Here is a 13,010-nt window from a genome sequence, read left to right on the forward strand (position 1 = left end):
GTGCGACGATGAGCTACTGTCACGGCATGACCGCTCTGAAGGTGTTGGCTGGAACAGGTTTCGCGGCAGTCGCGCTGCTGGCGGGGTGCTCGGGCATCGTCAACATGGGTGGCGACACCAAGTGCAAGGACTTCATCGCCGCCGAGGAGCAGAAGCAGAACGACGCGGTGAGCAAGATGGTCAAGGACGAACGCGGGCGCGACGCGTCGAACCTGGAGATCTCTGCGACGCGTACCTCGGTCACGATGTACTGCAAGACACTTGGGAACGACAACAGCAAGATTCGCGAGGCGCCCCACATCTAGGGAGGGCCGCGCGGTCGGCGCCGCATGCCTGCCGAAGACTCGAATCATCTTGGGCGCGAGGTGGATTGCCGGGGTCTACCGGCGATGGGTAGCCCGTGGTGGGGCGTCCGCGCAGGGGAAGCGAACTCAGTCGCGTCTCCGGGGGTCCGTACGGTTGATGATTTGCCACTCGGCGGCGTGGTGCCGAGGTGGTGGGTAATTCGCTCTGGCCTGCGTTCGGCAATCTGGTCACGGTAGTGACAAGAGCCACAATCGTTCTTCGGCAGTGATGCGCGTCATCGGGTACGCTCGCGCGATGCATGACCGAAAACCGCAGGTAGGACTAGTATTATGGTCGCTGATGTAATTAGTTGCGACAAGTTGCTCAGGCACCCACGCGGGCTGGTGTGGGAGCTGATCAGCTCACCCGATACGTACCCCATGTTCTTTACCGGGGTTGGTTCCTGCGAGACCTTGATCGAGAGCACCGAGGCGGGCCCGGATCCCGAATACCTGGTGTTGTCCGCCAAGGCGAAGGCTCGCGTTCGGCTGATTCTCAGCAACACCAAGGAAAGTCTTGCGATCGAGGGCGTCGATAACGACGGGCTGATTTCCGTGCGATTGTTCGAGGAACGGTCTGCGCAGACCCGAGTCCGTATCACGGTGTTGCGGGCGGCATCGGTATTGCCCTCCGGCATCAAGAAGCCGAGTGTGGCCGTCAACCAATGGTTGATGGACGGACTGGACAGAATCGATGACTATCTCTCCGGCGCGCCTACTTCCACCGTGTCCAACTCCGGTGACAACGGAAATCTTCAAGTCAGCATCGCCCGGCTGATGGTCGGCGTCGGTGTGGTGCGGATTCCGCGCCCCGACCGTGGACTTCGCCAGTTGAGTTCACTGGCCCGGTGGGGATTCACCCTCCAGGGTGGCTATGCGGCCGCCGCGGCGCGCGCCCCCAAACAGCTCGCGGTCGCCGACGACGCCGGACAACTGACCTTCGAGCAACTTGATCGACGCGCAGAAGGGCTGGCCACCGGGTTGATGCGTGCCGGCATCAACGAAACCTCGAAGATTGGCCTGCTGGCCCGCAACAACATTGCCATGGTCGAGTGCCTCATTGCCTTCGGCATGCTCGGCGTGGACGTGATGCTGCTCAACAACGCGCTCGCAGCAACTCAGATCCAGATTGCTGTCGCCCGCAACAACCTCACCAGGGTGTTCGTCGACGATGAGCTCGATGAGCTCGTCAGGTACGTGCCGTGGGAGGTCGAGCTCGTCAGCACCGGCCGGCGCAGTGCCATCAACGGCCGCCGTGGACTCGATGACTTCGTGGTAGCCGACAAGCCCGGAGTGTTGCCACCTACCCGCCCCGGCCACCAGGTGGTGCAAACCTCAGGAACCTCCGGAACACCCAAGGGGGCGTTGCGGCCCACGCCACGCGGGTTCGCCGTCATCGCGGCAATGCTTTCGCGGATGCCCATGAAGATGAACGAGACCATGCTCATCTCGGCGCCCATCTTCCACGCCTGGGGGTTGGGCTGCCTGCAGATCAGCACACCGCTGCGTGCGACGGTGATCCTGCAAGAGAAGTTCGATCCGGAAGAGTGCCTGCGCGCCATCGCCACCCGCAAGGTCACCACGATGATCGCCGTGCCTGTCATGCTGCAGCGCATCGTCGACCTGCCCGCAAAGGTGCGTCAAAAGTACGACACATCGAGCCTGCGATTGGTCGCCTGTAGCGGTTCGCCGCTGAATGCCTCACTGGTACAAAGGTTTACCAACGCGTTTGGCGAGGTGCTCTACAACTTCTACGGATCCACCGAGGTGTCATGGGCCACCATCGCCGATCCCGAGGATCTTGCGATCGCGCCCACCACCGTCGGACGGCCGCCGCTGGGCACCACCATCGCGATTCTGGATGCCGACCGGCGACCGGTGCCGCGCGGTGTCACGGGCCGGATCTTCGTCGGCAATGAGATGTTGTTCGAGGGATATGTGGCAGATCCGTCACCGGCGTCGGTGAACGGTCTGCTCGATACCGGCGATCTGGGCCACCTGGACGCCGATGGCCGCCTGTACATCGACGGTCGCGATGACGAGATGATCATCTCCGGCGGTGAGAACGTCTTCCCGCGGCCGGTGGAGGACGCATTGTCCTTCCTGCCGCAGGTTGCCGATGTCGCCGTCGTCGGGACCTCCGATGACAGCTTCGGGCAGCGACTGTCGGCGTTTGTCGTGCTGCACAAGGACGCCGGCCTCGACGGCGATATGGTGCGCGCCTTCATCAAAAACCGGCTCAGCAAGTTCCACGTGCCGCGTGACGTGTACTTCGTCAAGGCACTTCCGCGCACGTCGACCGGCAAGGTCATCAAGCGGCTGTTGCTCGCCGATTGTGAGCGCGACGGGATCAGGCCTCAGTAGCCGAGGCTGCCCATCCGCTCCAGTGGGAAACGTCGGTCAGTACCATCGGGCCGGTTGGTGGTGTCTCTCGATACTGCCGGTATTTGTTGGCCAGCAACGTGATCCAGCCGGCGTCGGGCGTATCCAGAACGCGCGCGATGCCGTCGGCGCGCACCCACCACAACGCAGCCCAGTCCTCGTCGTAGCGATCCACTAGAAAGCTGACCGCAGGGTTCGCGGCGATATTGCGCACGCGCTGTAGGTCGTTGCGTGACTTCGGTTTGTGATCGACGGCCCAGCAGATGACATCGTCGGCGATGGCGAAGGTCACCGGAACCAGATGCGGCGCACCGGATTCGTTTACCGTCGCCAGCCGTGCCACCGCCGCCGCCCGGAAGCGGCCACGTGCCTCGGCAGGGTTGAGGCGCACGCCTAGTGCCGACCCCCATTACAGATGTTCGCCAGTACGTGGAAGTTGTTGGCGCCGTCGAACAATAGGCCGCCGACCGCCCCGCCGCGATCGACGATGTCGGGGGAGGAACGCACCTCGGGGGTAGCGGCTAGCCACGTTCCCGCCAGGTCGTAGGCGCCGCTGAGGCCGTCGGCGTAGGCAGTGAGCTGCTGGCGCGCTCCCGGCTCGGTGACACCATCCAGGTTGGCACGCACCGCATCGTTGTTGCGTCCCCACATGTCCCGCGCCTGGCCGATGGCCTCGACCTGTCGGTCCAGGCCGGAGTAGGCGGGATTGTCGGCGCGCAGATACATCAGTGCCTCGGTGACGATCGGCCCGTTGTTGGCCGGGTCGTCGATCGTCTTCGACATCTGATCGATCGCAGCGCAGGTCGACTCATCCGCGTTGGCAACCGGAAGGCCGGCTCCGAACGGAACGAGGGCACAGCTCACCAGGACGAGCCGAGCGAGCAGACCTGACCGAACCCACATGGTTGTCCTCCCTGAAGTGATGCGCTGCACCGATCGAAACGGCAGCTTAGCTGGCTTCGTCGCTTCGCGCTCAAGTGGCTCGACGAAAAGGGTGCGGCCCCTCCGGGGGAGTCCCGGAAGGGCCGCAATGGATCTTGGTCAGCGCATCACTTGAGCTCTGCGGAGCTCAGCCCCAGCAGGCGGCGTGCCACCACCAGTTGCTGGATCTGCTGGGTGCCCTCGAAGATGTCCAGGATCTTCGAGTCCCGGCCCCACTTCTCCAACAGGGTGCGCTCGGAGTAGCCGGTGGTACCGGCCATTTCGACGGCCTTGAGGGTGACGTCGCTGCCGACGCGGCCGGCCTTGGCCTTGGCCATCGACGCTTCCATCGAGTTGGGGATGTTGTTGTCGGCCTGCCATGCGCTACGCAGTGTCAGCAGGTACGACGACTCCCAGTCGGCCTCCATCCGCAGGAACTCGGCGGCGGCGGCGTGCTGGGCGTGTGCCGGTCGGTCGTAGGAGATCTCGATGCCTGCGTCCTCGAGGATCTTGCGCAGTTCCTCCAGCGACGCGCGCGACACACCCACGGCCATGGCGGCCACGATCGGGCGGGTGTTGTCGAAGGTGCTCATCACACCGCCGAAACCCTTTTCCGTGTTGATTTCCGGATCGGAAAGGATGTAGTCCTTCGGGATCCGGGCGTTGTCGAAGCGGATGACCGCGGTATCGGAGGCCTTGATGCCGAGCTTCTCCTCGAGACGCTCGATCGTCACGCCGGGGTGTTCACGCGGCACCAGGAAGGACTTGATGGCGGGGCGGCCCTTGGTCTTGTCCAGGGTTGCCCACACCACGATGTGGGTGGCACGCGAACCGGCGGTGACGAAGATCTTCTCGCCATTGATGACGTACTCGTCACCGTCGAGCTTGGCGGTGGTGGTGACCGCCGCCGAGTCGGAACCGAAGCCGGGTTCGGTGATGGCCATGGCGGCCCACACCTTGCCGAACTTGTCGGCATCTTCCTTGCTGGTCACGCTGGACACGGCGGCGTTGCCCAGCCCCTGGAAGGGGATGGTGAGCAGCAGGCCGCAGTCGCCCCAGCTCATCTCGAGGGCGTTCAGCAGCGCGGACATGTTGGCGCCGTTGACGTTCTGTTTCTTGGTGTTCTCCTCGGCGCGGAAGGCCTCGGCGCCGGCGAAGGCGAAGGTGCCGGCCGCGGAGACGCCCGCGAACAGCGTCTCCAGGGTCTCCAGCTCGACGGGGTAGGTGTGCTCGGCCAGGTCATACTTGCGGGAGATGGGCCGTACCAGCTCGGCAGCGCCCTGATGCCCCTTCTCCTGAACAGCCTGCAACTTCTTGGGGAGTTCCAAATTGATTGCCATGGAAAGACTTTCGTTTAGTAGATAAGACTATGGGGAGGGGACGGCTACAGGACCACAACGCCTTCGGCGACACCGATTGCGCGCAGGTTGCGGTACCAGCGCTCCACCGGGTGCTCCTTGGTGAAGCCGTGTCCGCCGAGCAACTGCACACCGTCGAGGCCGATCTGCATGCCCTTGTCGGTGGCGAGCTTGCGGGCCAGTGCGGCCTCGCGGATGAAGGGCAGGCCCTGCTCGGCACGTGAGGCGCCGCGCAGCGTCACCAGGCGCAGGCCGTCGAGCTCGATGGCGATGTTGGCGCACATGAAGGCAACGGCCTGGCGACGGGCGATGGGCTCGCCGAACGCCTCGCGCTGCTTGACGTAGGGAATCACGTAGTCGAGCACCGCTTGGCCGGTACCGACCGCGAGGGACGCCCAGCCGAGGCGGGCCAGCGCGATGGCCTCGGAGTAATCGGAATCCGCGACACCGTCCTCACCGAGCAGGCCGGAGGCGGGAACCGCGACGTTGTTGAGGTTCAGCCGGCCCAGTGCCGCGCCGCGGATACCCATGCTCGGGTCCTCTTCGACGGTGATGCCCTCGGTACCGGACTCGACGATGAACAGCGTCGGGCGGCCGTTGTAGTTGGCGGCCACGATGAACAGCTCAGCCTGCGCGGCGGCCGGAACCAACGACTTCACACCGTTGAGGCGGAAGCCGCTGGGGGTGCGGGTGGCGGTGGTCTTGAGGCTGAACGGGTCGAACAGCGCCTGCGGCTCGGCGACGACCACCGAAGCCTGCGGCACGTTCTCGCCCGCGAACTCCTTGAGGTAGGTGGCCTGCTGATCGGCGCTGCCCCAGTTGGTCAGCGCGGAGGCCACCCCGGAGGGGGCCAGGATCGGCAGGGCCAGACCCATGTCACCGTACGAGAGAGCTTCGGCGACAAGGGAGTTGGTGACAGTCGAGCGCTGCGAGGCGATGCCGTCGAAATCCTCGGGGATGTTGATGGCGGTGACGCCCAGCTCGGCGACCTTGCCCAGCAGATCGGCGGGGTAGTTCTTGTTCTTGTCCGACTCGTAGGCGGCCGGGCGGATGACCTCGACGGCGAATTCCTTCACCGTGTCGGCGATCATCTTCTGCTCGTCCTCGGGGTTGAGGTCGAAGTAGTCGGCGTTGGCCTTGTCGAGGCGCTTGGGTGCACCCTTGCTGCCGGTGACCTTCTTGAAGGTCCGGTTGGCAACGCCGAGGGTGGTGAACAGGCCCTTCGTGGTCTCGAAGATGCCCTTGTTGAAGGCTCCGCGCAGGTTGTACTTGTCCAGCAGCTCCGAACCTGCGATCGGGGTCAGCACCGCGATGAGGATGTCGATCGCGCCGCGCTTGTGCTTCTGAAGGCCGACGCCGGTCTCGTGCCGTGCCGGGCTCTTGCTCTTGGCGGCCTTCTTCTCGTCGCGCGGAGTCAACGTGTTGGTCATGTCACCAGCCGTTTCTGGGGTTAAAGGGGTTCTGCCGGAGTATCTGGCCGTTACCTTACTCCGAAGTAAGAACCGTATCTTACTAAGCGGTAAGATCCTCAGAAAACGAGGTGTATGTCACACCCGTCGTCGCCCGGTGAGCAGACGATTGTTAGAGCGAAACCCCAGGTTGGGCCTGCAATACGTGTCCGCTCGCGGGGAGTGGGGCTGTGTAGGGGGCGCTAGTCGAGGGTCTTGAGTACCTCGTCGTGCAGCAACCCATTGGTCGCCACCGCACTACCGCCGTGCGGGCCGGGCTCGCCGGCCAGATTCGTGAACCGGCCGCCCGCTTCGCGAACCAGGATGTCCAGCGGGGCCAGATCCCACAGTGAGACCTCGGGTTCGGCGGCGATGTCGACCGCGCCCTCGGCCACCAGGCAGTAGGAGAAGAAGTCTCCGAACCCCCGAACGCGCCAGATCTCGTCGGTCAGCGCGATGAACCGATCGCGTTTCCCGCGGTCCGCCCAGCCCGACAAGCTGGAGAACGACAGGCTTGCCGACGTCAGCTGATCCACTCGGGAGACATGGATGAGCCGATCCTCGCCGGACCCGACCCGGGTGTGAGCGCCGAGCCCCTCGGCCGCCCACCAACGACGGGACAGGGCCGGAGCGCTGATGACACCCACGACGGGTACGCCGTCCTCAAGCAGTGCGATGAGTGTGGCCCAGATGGGGACGCCCCGCGCGAAGTTCTTGGTGCCGTCGATGGGATCGATAACCCACTGTCTACCGCTAAATACGGCCTCGCCGCCGTACTCCTCGCCGACCACCGAGTCCGCCGGGCGCGATCGATGCAACAACGAACGCAGGACCGATTCCACCGAGGTGTCCGCGTCGGTCACCGGTGTCAGGTCGGGTTTAGTGTCCACCCGTAGATCGAGTGCGCCGAACCGGGACGTGGTGATTTCGTCGGCGGCATCGGCTAATTCGAGTGCGAGCCGACGATCTTCGCGCAAGGACACGGTGGGCGTCATGCCTGCAGTCCTACCATGACAGTGTGTGGGAATTCTTGGTGCTACTTCTGGTCGGCGGCTCGCTGGCTCTCCTGATCATGCAGATGCGCCGTGGCAGGCAGGCGCAACCGGGTATGAACGCCGTGCAAGGGACCCTGTTGGTGACGGGTGTCAGCCCTCGTCCCGAGGGGGTCACGGGGGAGCAGCTGGTCACAATCACAGGTGCGCTCAACGGTCCTACGGTCGCCGAATATGTCACCTACCGACAGATCGTGCGCGATGTCAATGACTGGCCGCGCATCGGTGACCTGATCCCGGTGCTGTACCCGCCGAAGAATCCCGATCGCTGGGGTGTGCTGCTGGCGCCGCCGGCCGGTCCGCAGCAGTATCCGAGTGGGCCGCCGTCGATCGAAAACATCGATCCGGTGCCGCCACCGCCGTCCACACCTCCGCCTCGACCGGGGCCGGTCGAGGGGCCATCGTCAACGGAGGATCCGGCCAAGAAGCACGAGCCGCCGCCGAGGTATTACGAACCGCCGCCGCTATGAACGAGGCGGTCCGAACCAGGCGTGTAGCGCGTCGTTGAGCCCGGTTGTCGTACCGTCGCCGACCCAGGCGACGTACCCGTCGGGTCGGATCAGCACCGCATTGGGCGCTTTGACGGCACCGATGACGGGAAGCTCGAAGGCGTCTTCTGTGTGAACGTATTCGGCGTCGACGGAATCGACCCGATGTGACCAACCCGAGGTGCCGGTCATGGGTGTGCCCAGGTTCAGGAGCACGCCGCGGGCATCGTGCAGCAGGGTGAACACGCGCACGATGCGATCGCCGGTGCGCACATCGAGGTCCGGCATACGTCGCCCGAGCAGGGGATGGTCGGGGCCGGTCTGCGGGCCTAGGCAGTAATGGATGTCCAGTCCGCTCATCATCGCCGCGATGCGCTGACGTGGCGCGTCAAGAGCGAGCAGCTCAGCGATGATGTCGCGCAATGCGTCAACCCGCTCGCCGGCGCGGCTCAGTGCGGTCTGTGCCATCGTGTTGTGCAGTACCCGCTCCGCGACAGGGTGCCGTTCGGCGTGATAGGTGTCCAGCAGTTCCTGGGGTGAGGTGCCATTGACGACTTGGGCGAGTTTCCAGCCGAGATTCACGGCATCCTGGATTCCGGTGTTGAGACCCTGCCCGCCGATGGGGAAGTGCACATGCGCCGCGTCTCCCGCCAGCAGCACCCGCCCCTTGCGGTACGTCGCCGCCTGCCGTGTCACGTCGGTGAACCGGGAAATCCATGTGGGACTGTGCATTCCATAATCGGTCCCGCGTGCCGCGATCAGCGCCGTACTCAAATCACCCAGGGTCGGCTCACCGGTGCGTCCGATCTCGGGCTCGGTCACCAAGACCCGAACGGGGCCGTCCTCCTCGAATCTGAAGATCGAATGCAGCGCGCCGTGGCGGTGGATGCCCCACTGTGGTTCCTCGGTCAGTTCGACATCCGCGACCAGGCAGCTGGTGGACGGATCACATCCGGGGAAATCGATGCCGGCGGTCTTGCGCACCAGGCTGCGTCCGCCGTCGCAGCCAACCAGATACTGCGCCCGCAGCGCCGAGCCATCGGAAAGATCGACATCGACGGCGTCATCGGATGCTTTGAACCCGTTGACTTCACGCCCTCGGTAGATCGGTACCCCATGTTCGGCGACCCATTCGCACAGGGTGCGTTCGATGCGGTACTGCAACAACATCAACCCAAAGGCGTGTCTGGTCGGCTGGTCGGTCATATCCAGCAGGAGCGCGGAAAAATGCGCGATGGGTGCGGTGAGTCCCTGGGGCAGGAACCGGTCGACGATCCCGCGTTGATCGAGCACTTCGAGGGTGCGTGACGTCATGCCGCCCGCGCGCGAACCGTCCAGGTCGTGGGTTGCGCGCCGCTCGACGATGGCTACATCGGCGCCGGCGAGGGCCAGCTCGCCGGCGAGCATGAGTCCGGTTGGGCCGCCGCCGACAACCACCACGTCATGTTCGGTCACTCGTCACACTCCTCGGGGCTCGGCCAACCCGGACCAGCTCGACGGTACCCGAAAGATAAGAAAAATAAGAGATTTCTAAGGTAACTCTAAGGGTGTGTGCCTCTGCGATGGCCGTTGCGCGCGTTCGGCATGTTCGCGACGCTCACTCGGGGTGAGCGCGCCCCAGACGCCGTGTGACTCATCGTTCACGAGCGCGTACGTCCCGCATGGCTGCTGTACGGGGCAACTGCGACAGATGCGTTTGGCCCGCATGTCGTGGAGTTTCTTGGCATGCCCCCTTTGATAATCGGGGGCGAAGAAGATATCGGTGGGCATGCCGCGGCAACGTGCGTCGAGCTGCCAGGACTGTCCCATTGCGTCGGTGGCCTGAGCCTGGTCGTTTCTGGTCTTCACCATTAATCCTTTGCAGCGCAGCGCTTCAGAAGCCGGTTCGGGCCAACGCCGAACCGGCCGCTGAAGTGACTGGTGATGACGAATCAGCCCGTGATGCTTTGTGTGATCTTGACGACCACCAACACCACCGCGATCAGCAGATACCCGCGCAGCGCGACCATTCCGGCGGTCCGCAGAGGTGACCATGCCGGACGGTCCAGTGTGTCCAGTGCGGGGGTTCGCCAGGTATCCCGTTCCTCTTCCAGTACCGCGCGTCGCAATGCACGGTCGTGGGGCCGAGCATCCAAATCCTTTACCTGACCGGGATCGAGCCCACCCAGCTCGGCGGCTACCGCTGCCGCTGTCTTGCGATCCGCCCGGGATTTGGCACCCGCGATCACGAATCCGCCCGCTATTCCGACCAGCGCCCCGATACCGAAGAACATCTCGAGCTGCTCGGTAGTGAGGTCGGGGAAGAACGTCGCGCCGGTCAGTGCCAGCGACAACAACACCAACGACCAAACAATCACGCCCGCAACGATGTTCTGACGAGTGGTGTTGACCCACGGCCCAAGTACTGCCCTGTCATTGCAGAGCAACACCAGGAACACGGTTGCCGAGGGCAGCAGTACGCCGGCCAGTGCCTGGACACCTTGGGTGAGCAACCCCAGCACATTGTCAGGGCTGAAGGACACGGCGGCGGCCACTGCCAACAACAACGCGTAGCCGACGTAGAAGGCGGGGGCCTCACCGATCTTCCAGTGCAGCGAGTGCCGCCTGCGGAAGGTATCGCCGAGGGCATAGGTGGTGGCCAAACCCACTGCGTTGGCGCCGATGAGGGACGCGTCGAGCAGCAGAATCGCGAACAGTGCGCCGACGGTTGGTCCCATGCGGTCATGCAAGAGCTGGGCAACCGCACCGGCATCTGTGAACTGGCCGACGGCGTCGGTACCGGCCAGGCCGAACGCCGCAGCCGCCATGATCGCGACAGCGCCAATCATGACGACGACGATTCCCACCCACAGGTCGATGCGCTCGTACCGGATCCATCGCGGGGTCAGCCGCTTGTCCACGATGTTGGACTGCTGGAAGAACAGTTGCCATGGCGCGACAGTGGTGCCCACGATCGCAACGATCAGCAGCAGCAGCTCAGAGTTCAGACCGCCCGGGAATGAGGGGATCACACCCTTGGCGGTTTCACTGATGGACGGGTGCACCATGATTGCCATCGGGATCATCACGATGTTGATTGCGATGAGTGCGAACAGGAATCGTTCCCATCGACGGAATGACCCACCGGCAACCACGGCGAACAACAAGACGGCGGCCAGCGGCACCGAGATCGATTTCGGAAGTCCGAAGTAGCTCAATGCCAGTGCAACTCCGATGAATTCGGTGACGATGGTCAGAGCGTTGACGATGAACAGATCGCCCACGCTGAACGCACCCCAGAATTTTCCGAACCGGGCGAAGATGAGGCGCGCGTGGCCGACGCCGGCCACCGCGCCCAGCCTCACCACCATCTCCTGATTGACGTACAGCACCGGAATCAGCAGTGCGAGTGTCCATAACAGCGCCATGCCGTAGTTCTGTCCGGCCTGGGCGTAGGTCGCGACGCCGCCGGCGTCATTGTCGCCGACCATGACGATCAAGCCAGGGCCGAGGATGGTCAGGAGCATTCGGAATCGCTGCCAGCGGGTACGGCCGGCCGTCGTTTCGTCGTGGCGAATAGTGCCGAGGGCTCCCACGATGTCACCAACATGAGCGCTGTCCATGACTGCCCCCGGCGGATGAGCCGCGGCGGCGCCACCGGATGCGGTGATGTGATCGGGGGCTGGCGCGGATGCGCCGCGGCCAACCATTGAGTACAGGCGTGGAACGCCGTTGAAGAACGCCATCTTTGGGTATTGCCTTTCGGAAAGTCTTTGGTGCGAACCGTTACAGGTCGCAGATAACTGCCAGTGGGTTGTTCGCGATCTGCCTCTTGAGGCGTGCTTCGGGTGTGGCGTTGACGCGGGCCGCCACCCAGCCGATCGCGCGCCGCAACGCGTCAGACGCTGCGGGGCGCCGTGGAGTGATCACGATGTGACGAGACATGGCAAGGCTCATAGCGAAGCTGCTTTCTCAAACGGAAATTCAGCCTCGCAAGGCACACCGGGCATGCAGCTCTCACTCGGTTCGTTCGACGACGAAACCGATTACGAACTACGCCTGGTCCAGGAGGCTGTTAGGGAATACGTACTGTGATATGGACTTCCGCCGGACGTCATATCGTCCCCTCACCTCCTTCACGCCAGGACGCATCGCGTCATCTTCACCACACCACCAGGTGCGCCCACGACAAGAAGGAAAACCGATCTTGTGATCAAGAACCGGCTCACACCCCTCTCGTCAGAGCTTCGGCACTACACGACGTAATCCGGCTACACCGGAAGCCACTTCGGATCACCCCTTAGGCCGGGGAGATCTGTCCTAACCCTGGGCGTCTCTCGACGTCGTCGGATCAGTGGCCTATGTTCGCGCAGGAGCCTCGCCTAGCGAGGTGCTAACAGCCGAACTGTAAGCCACCCACGTATCACGGTCAACCCGAGACTGTTTCGAGCCCATCTACGTGTCTCGTGGCGCCGTGGAAATGCGGAATCAAGATGCTCGAGAGGTGGACTACCCCTCGGCGACTTCGATGACTTCGCCGATCTCCTCCAGGACCTTGTTGTGGTGATTGCTCGCCAAAATGTGTCCCGCGGCGATGGCAGCGGCTACCGGCCATTCGATGATCTCCAAGGCGACCAAAACCACCAAACCGCCGAAGTACGCCACCTGATCGGGGCGGGGGATGCGCACTCGGCCTACGAGGGGCAGCTCGACCGCGAAATCCTTTGCCGCTTGTACCCGTTCGACGGCCTCGCGATGAGTGGTCGAGTGTCGCGTCTTTTCAGCCATGGGTTGCCTCTCCGTAACTTTCAGTTCTCCGTCTCGCCGGACACACCTGTCACAGTGGTTACCGTGTCGAGCAACGATGTTCCGGCTGTTGACCCACTGACCGGATTGGCCGCGGAAGTCTTGACTCCACCATTTCGCCAGTTGTACGCATTGTTGTGGCGTGTAGGTGTGGTGAAAATCGTCGATTGATCTGGTGATGGGCGGTCTTCCTGCAGTGGCAACAATTTGGCCACCGGTATCCACCGTGAGA

General features: G+C 63.7%; 14 protein-coding genes and 1 riboswitch. Of the genes, 4 read left to right on the forward strand and 10 right to left on the reverse strand.

Going from position 1 to position 13,010, the window contains the following annotated elements; genetic code table 11:
- Positions 1-8: 8 nt before the first annotated feature.
- Both BKG76_RS17850 and BKG76_RS17855 read left to right on the forward strand, forming a co-directional pair.
- Positions 9-305: a hypothetical protein gene (locus BKG76_RS17850; protein WP_083338084.1), complete on the forward strand. Its 297-nt coding sequence runs from the start codon at positions 9-11 to the stop codon at positions 303-305.
- A gap of 330 nt (positions 306-635) precedes the next feature.
- Complete coding sequence (locus tag BKG76_RS17855) at positions 636-2,708, forward strand: acyl-CoA synthetase (protein WP_070938773.1); 2,073 nt, start codon at positions 636-638, stop codon at positions 2,706-2,708.
- On the opposite strand, the gene BKG76_RS17860 is transcribed toward BKG76_RS17855, so the two are convergent.
- The 5 genes from BKG76_RS17860 to hisN all read right to left on the reverse strand — a co-directional run bounded on the left by BKG76_RS17860 (position 2,695) and on the right by hisN (position 7,448).
- Positions 2,695-3,117, reverse strand: coding sequence for a TIGR03668 family PPOX class F420-dependent oxidoreductase (locus BKG76_RS17860; RefSeq protein WP_070938774.1), 423 nt, complete (start codon positions 3,115-3,117; stop codon positions 2,695-2,697). The two genes, BKG76_RS17855 and BKG76_RS17860, sit on opposite strands and share 14 nt — an antisense overlap.
- 2 nt (positions 3,118-3,119) lie before the next feature.
- On the reverse strand, positions 3,120-3,629 hold the full coding sequence (locus tag BKG76_RS17865; protein ID WP_070938775.1) for a hypothetical protein: 510 nt from the start codon (positions 3,627-3,629) through the stop codon (positions 3,120-3,122).
- A 146-nt stretch (positions 3,630-3,775) separates the two neighbouring features.
- Positions 3,776-4,987, reverse strand: a complete 1,212-nt coding sequence (locus BKG76_RS17870; RefSeq protein WP_070938776.1) for an acyl-CoA dehydrogenase family protein — start codon at positions 4,985-4,987, stop codon at positions 3,776-3,778.
- Between the two features lie 44 nt (positions 4,988-5,031).
- Entirely contained in the window at positions 5,032-6,435 is a 1,404-nt protein-coding gene (locus BKG76_RS17875) for an acyl-CoA dehydrogenase family protein (protein ID WP_070938777.1), read from the reverse strand.
- Positions 6,436-6,656: 221 nt separating this feature from the next.
- Complete coding sequence (gene hisN, locus BKG76_RS17880) at positions 6,657-7,448, reverse strand: histidinol-phosphatase (protein ID WP_070938778.1); 792 nt, start codon at positions 7,446-7,448, stop codon at positions 6,657-6,659.
- A 23-nt stretch (positions 7,449-7,471) separates the two neighbouring features.
- On the opposite strand from hisN, the gene BKG76_RS25590 reads away from it, so the two are divergent.
- Complete coding sequence (locus BKG76_RS25590) at positions 7,472-7,975, forward strand: hypothetical protein (RefSeq protein WP_109420788.1); 504 nt, start codon at positions 7,472-7,474, stop codon at positions 7,973-7,975.
- Here the strand turns inward: BKG76_RS25590 and BKG76_RS17890 are convergent.
- The 5 genes from BKG76_RS17890 to BKG76_RS17905 all read right to left on the reverse strand — a co-directional run bounded on the left by BKG76_RS17890 (position 7,970) and on the right by BKG76_RS17905 (position 12,760).
- On the reverse strand, positions 7,970-9,448 hold the full coding sequence (locus BKG76_RS17890) for an FAD-dependent monooxygenase (RefSeq protein WP_070938779.1): 1,479 nt from the start codon (positions 9,446-9,448) through the stop codon (positions 7,970-7,972). The genes BKG76_RS25590 and BKG76_RS17890 overlap by 6 nt on opposite strands.
- Positions 9,449-9,523: 75 nt before the next feature.
- Entirely contained in the window at positions 9,524-10,027 is a 504-nt protein-coding gene (locus BKG76_RS25550) for a WhiB family transcriptional regulator (protein ID WP_407937653.1), read from the reverse strand.
- A complete protein-coding gene (locus BKG76_RS17900; RefSeq protein ID WP_083338128.1) occupies positions 9,925-11,595 on the reverse strand; it encodes an NRAMP family divalent metal transporter in 1,671 nt (556 codons plus the stop codon). Before BKG76_RS17900 ends, BKG76_RS25550 begins: the two co-directional genes overlap by 103 nt.
- Positions 11,596-11,758: 163 nt before the next feature.
- Complete coding sequence (locus BKG76_RS25170) at positions 11,759-11,917, reverse strand: hypothetical protein (RefSeq protein WP_207543770.1); 159 nt, start codon at positions 11,915-11,917, stop codon at positions 11,759-11,761.
- Positions 11,918-12,196: 279 nt separating this feature from the next.
- Positions 12,197-12,369, reverse strand: a riboswitch (M-box (ykoK) riboswitch).
- A gap of 112 nt (positions 12,370-12,481) precedes the next feature.
- Complete coding sequence (locus BKG76_RS17905; protein WP_070938780.1) at positions 12,482-12,760, reverse strand: hypothetical protein; 279 nt, start codon at positions 12,758-12,760, stop codon at positions 12,482-12,484.
- Here BKG76_RS17905 and BKG76_RS25555 point away from each other — a divergent pair.
- On the forward strand, positions 12,728-12,949 hold the full coding sequence (locus BKG76_RS25555) for an Rv1535 domain-containing protein (RefSeq protein WP_407937654.1): 222 nt from the start codon (positions 12,728-12,730) through the stop codon (positions 12,947-12,949). The genes BKG76_RS17905 and BKG76_RS25555 overlap by 33 nt on opposite strands.
- The last annotated feature ends 61 nt before the right edge of the window (positions 12,950-13,010 follow it).

The sequence above is a fragment of the Mycobacteroides franklinii genome (assembly GCF_001853795.1).
Classification (GTDB): Bacteria; Actinomycetota; Actinomycetes; order Mycobacteriales; family Mycobacteriaceae; genus Mycobacterium; species Mycobacterium franklinii.

What these genes read in the sequence shown, in the direction of transcription:
- BKG76_RS25555 (WP_407937654.1), top strand. Translation starts at nt 12,728, where the DNA reads ATGAGTGGTCGAGTGTCGCGTCTTTTCAGCCATGGGTTGCCTCTCCGT.
- BKG76_RS17875 (WP_070938777.1), bottom strand. Translation starts at nt 6,435, where the DNA reads ATGACCAACACGTTGACTCCGCGCGACGAGAAGAAGGCCGCCAAGAGC.
- BKG76_RS25170 (WP_207543770.1), bottom strand. Translation starts at nt 11,917, where the DNA reads ATGTCTCGTCACATCGTGATCACTCCACGGCGCCCCGCAGCGTCTGAC.
- BKG76_RS17870 (WP_070938776.1), bottom strand. Translation starts at nt 4,987, where the DNA reads ATGGCAATCAATTTGGAACTCCCCAAGAAGTTGCAGGCTGTTCAGGAG.
- BKG76_RS25550 (WP_407937653.1), bottom strand. Translation starts at nt 10,027, where the DNA reads ATGGTCACCTCTGCGGACCGCCGGAATGGTCGCGCTGCGCGGGTATCT.
- BKG76_RS17855 (WP_070938773.1), top strand. Translation starts at nt 636, where the DNA reads ATGGTCGCTGATGTAATTAGTTGCGACAAGTTGCTCAGGCACCCACGC.
- BKG76_RS17850 (WP_083338084.1), top strand. Translation starts at nt 9, where the DNA reads ATGAGCTACTGTCACGGCATGACCGCTCTGAAGGTGTTGGCTGGAACA.
- BKG76_RS17905 (WP_070938780.1), bottom strand. Translation starts at nt 12,760, where the DNA reads ATGGCTGAAAAGACGCGACACTCGACCACTCATCGCGAGGCCGTCGAA.
- BKG76_RS17865 (WP_070938775.1), bottom strand. Translation starts at nt 3,629, where the DNA reads ATGTGGGTTCGGTCAGGTCTGCTCGCTCGGCTCGTCCTGGTGAGCTGT.
- BKG76_RS17900 (WP_083338128.1), bottom strand. Translation starts at nt 11,595, where the DNA reads ATGGACAGCGCTCATGTTGGTGACATCGTGGGAGCCCTCGGCACTATT.
- hisN (WP_070938778.1), bottom strand. Translation starts at nt 7,448, where the DNA reads ATGACGCCCACCGTGTCCTTGCGCGAAGATCGTCGGCTCGCACTCGAA.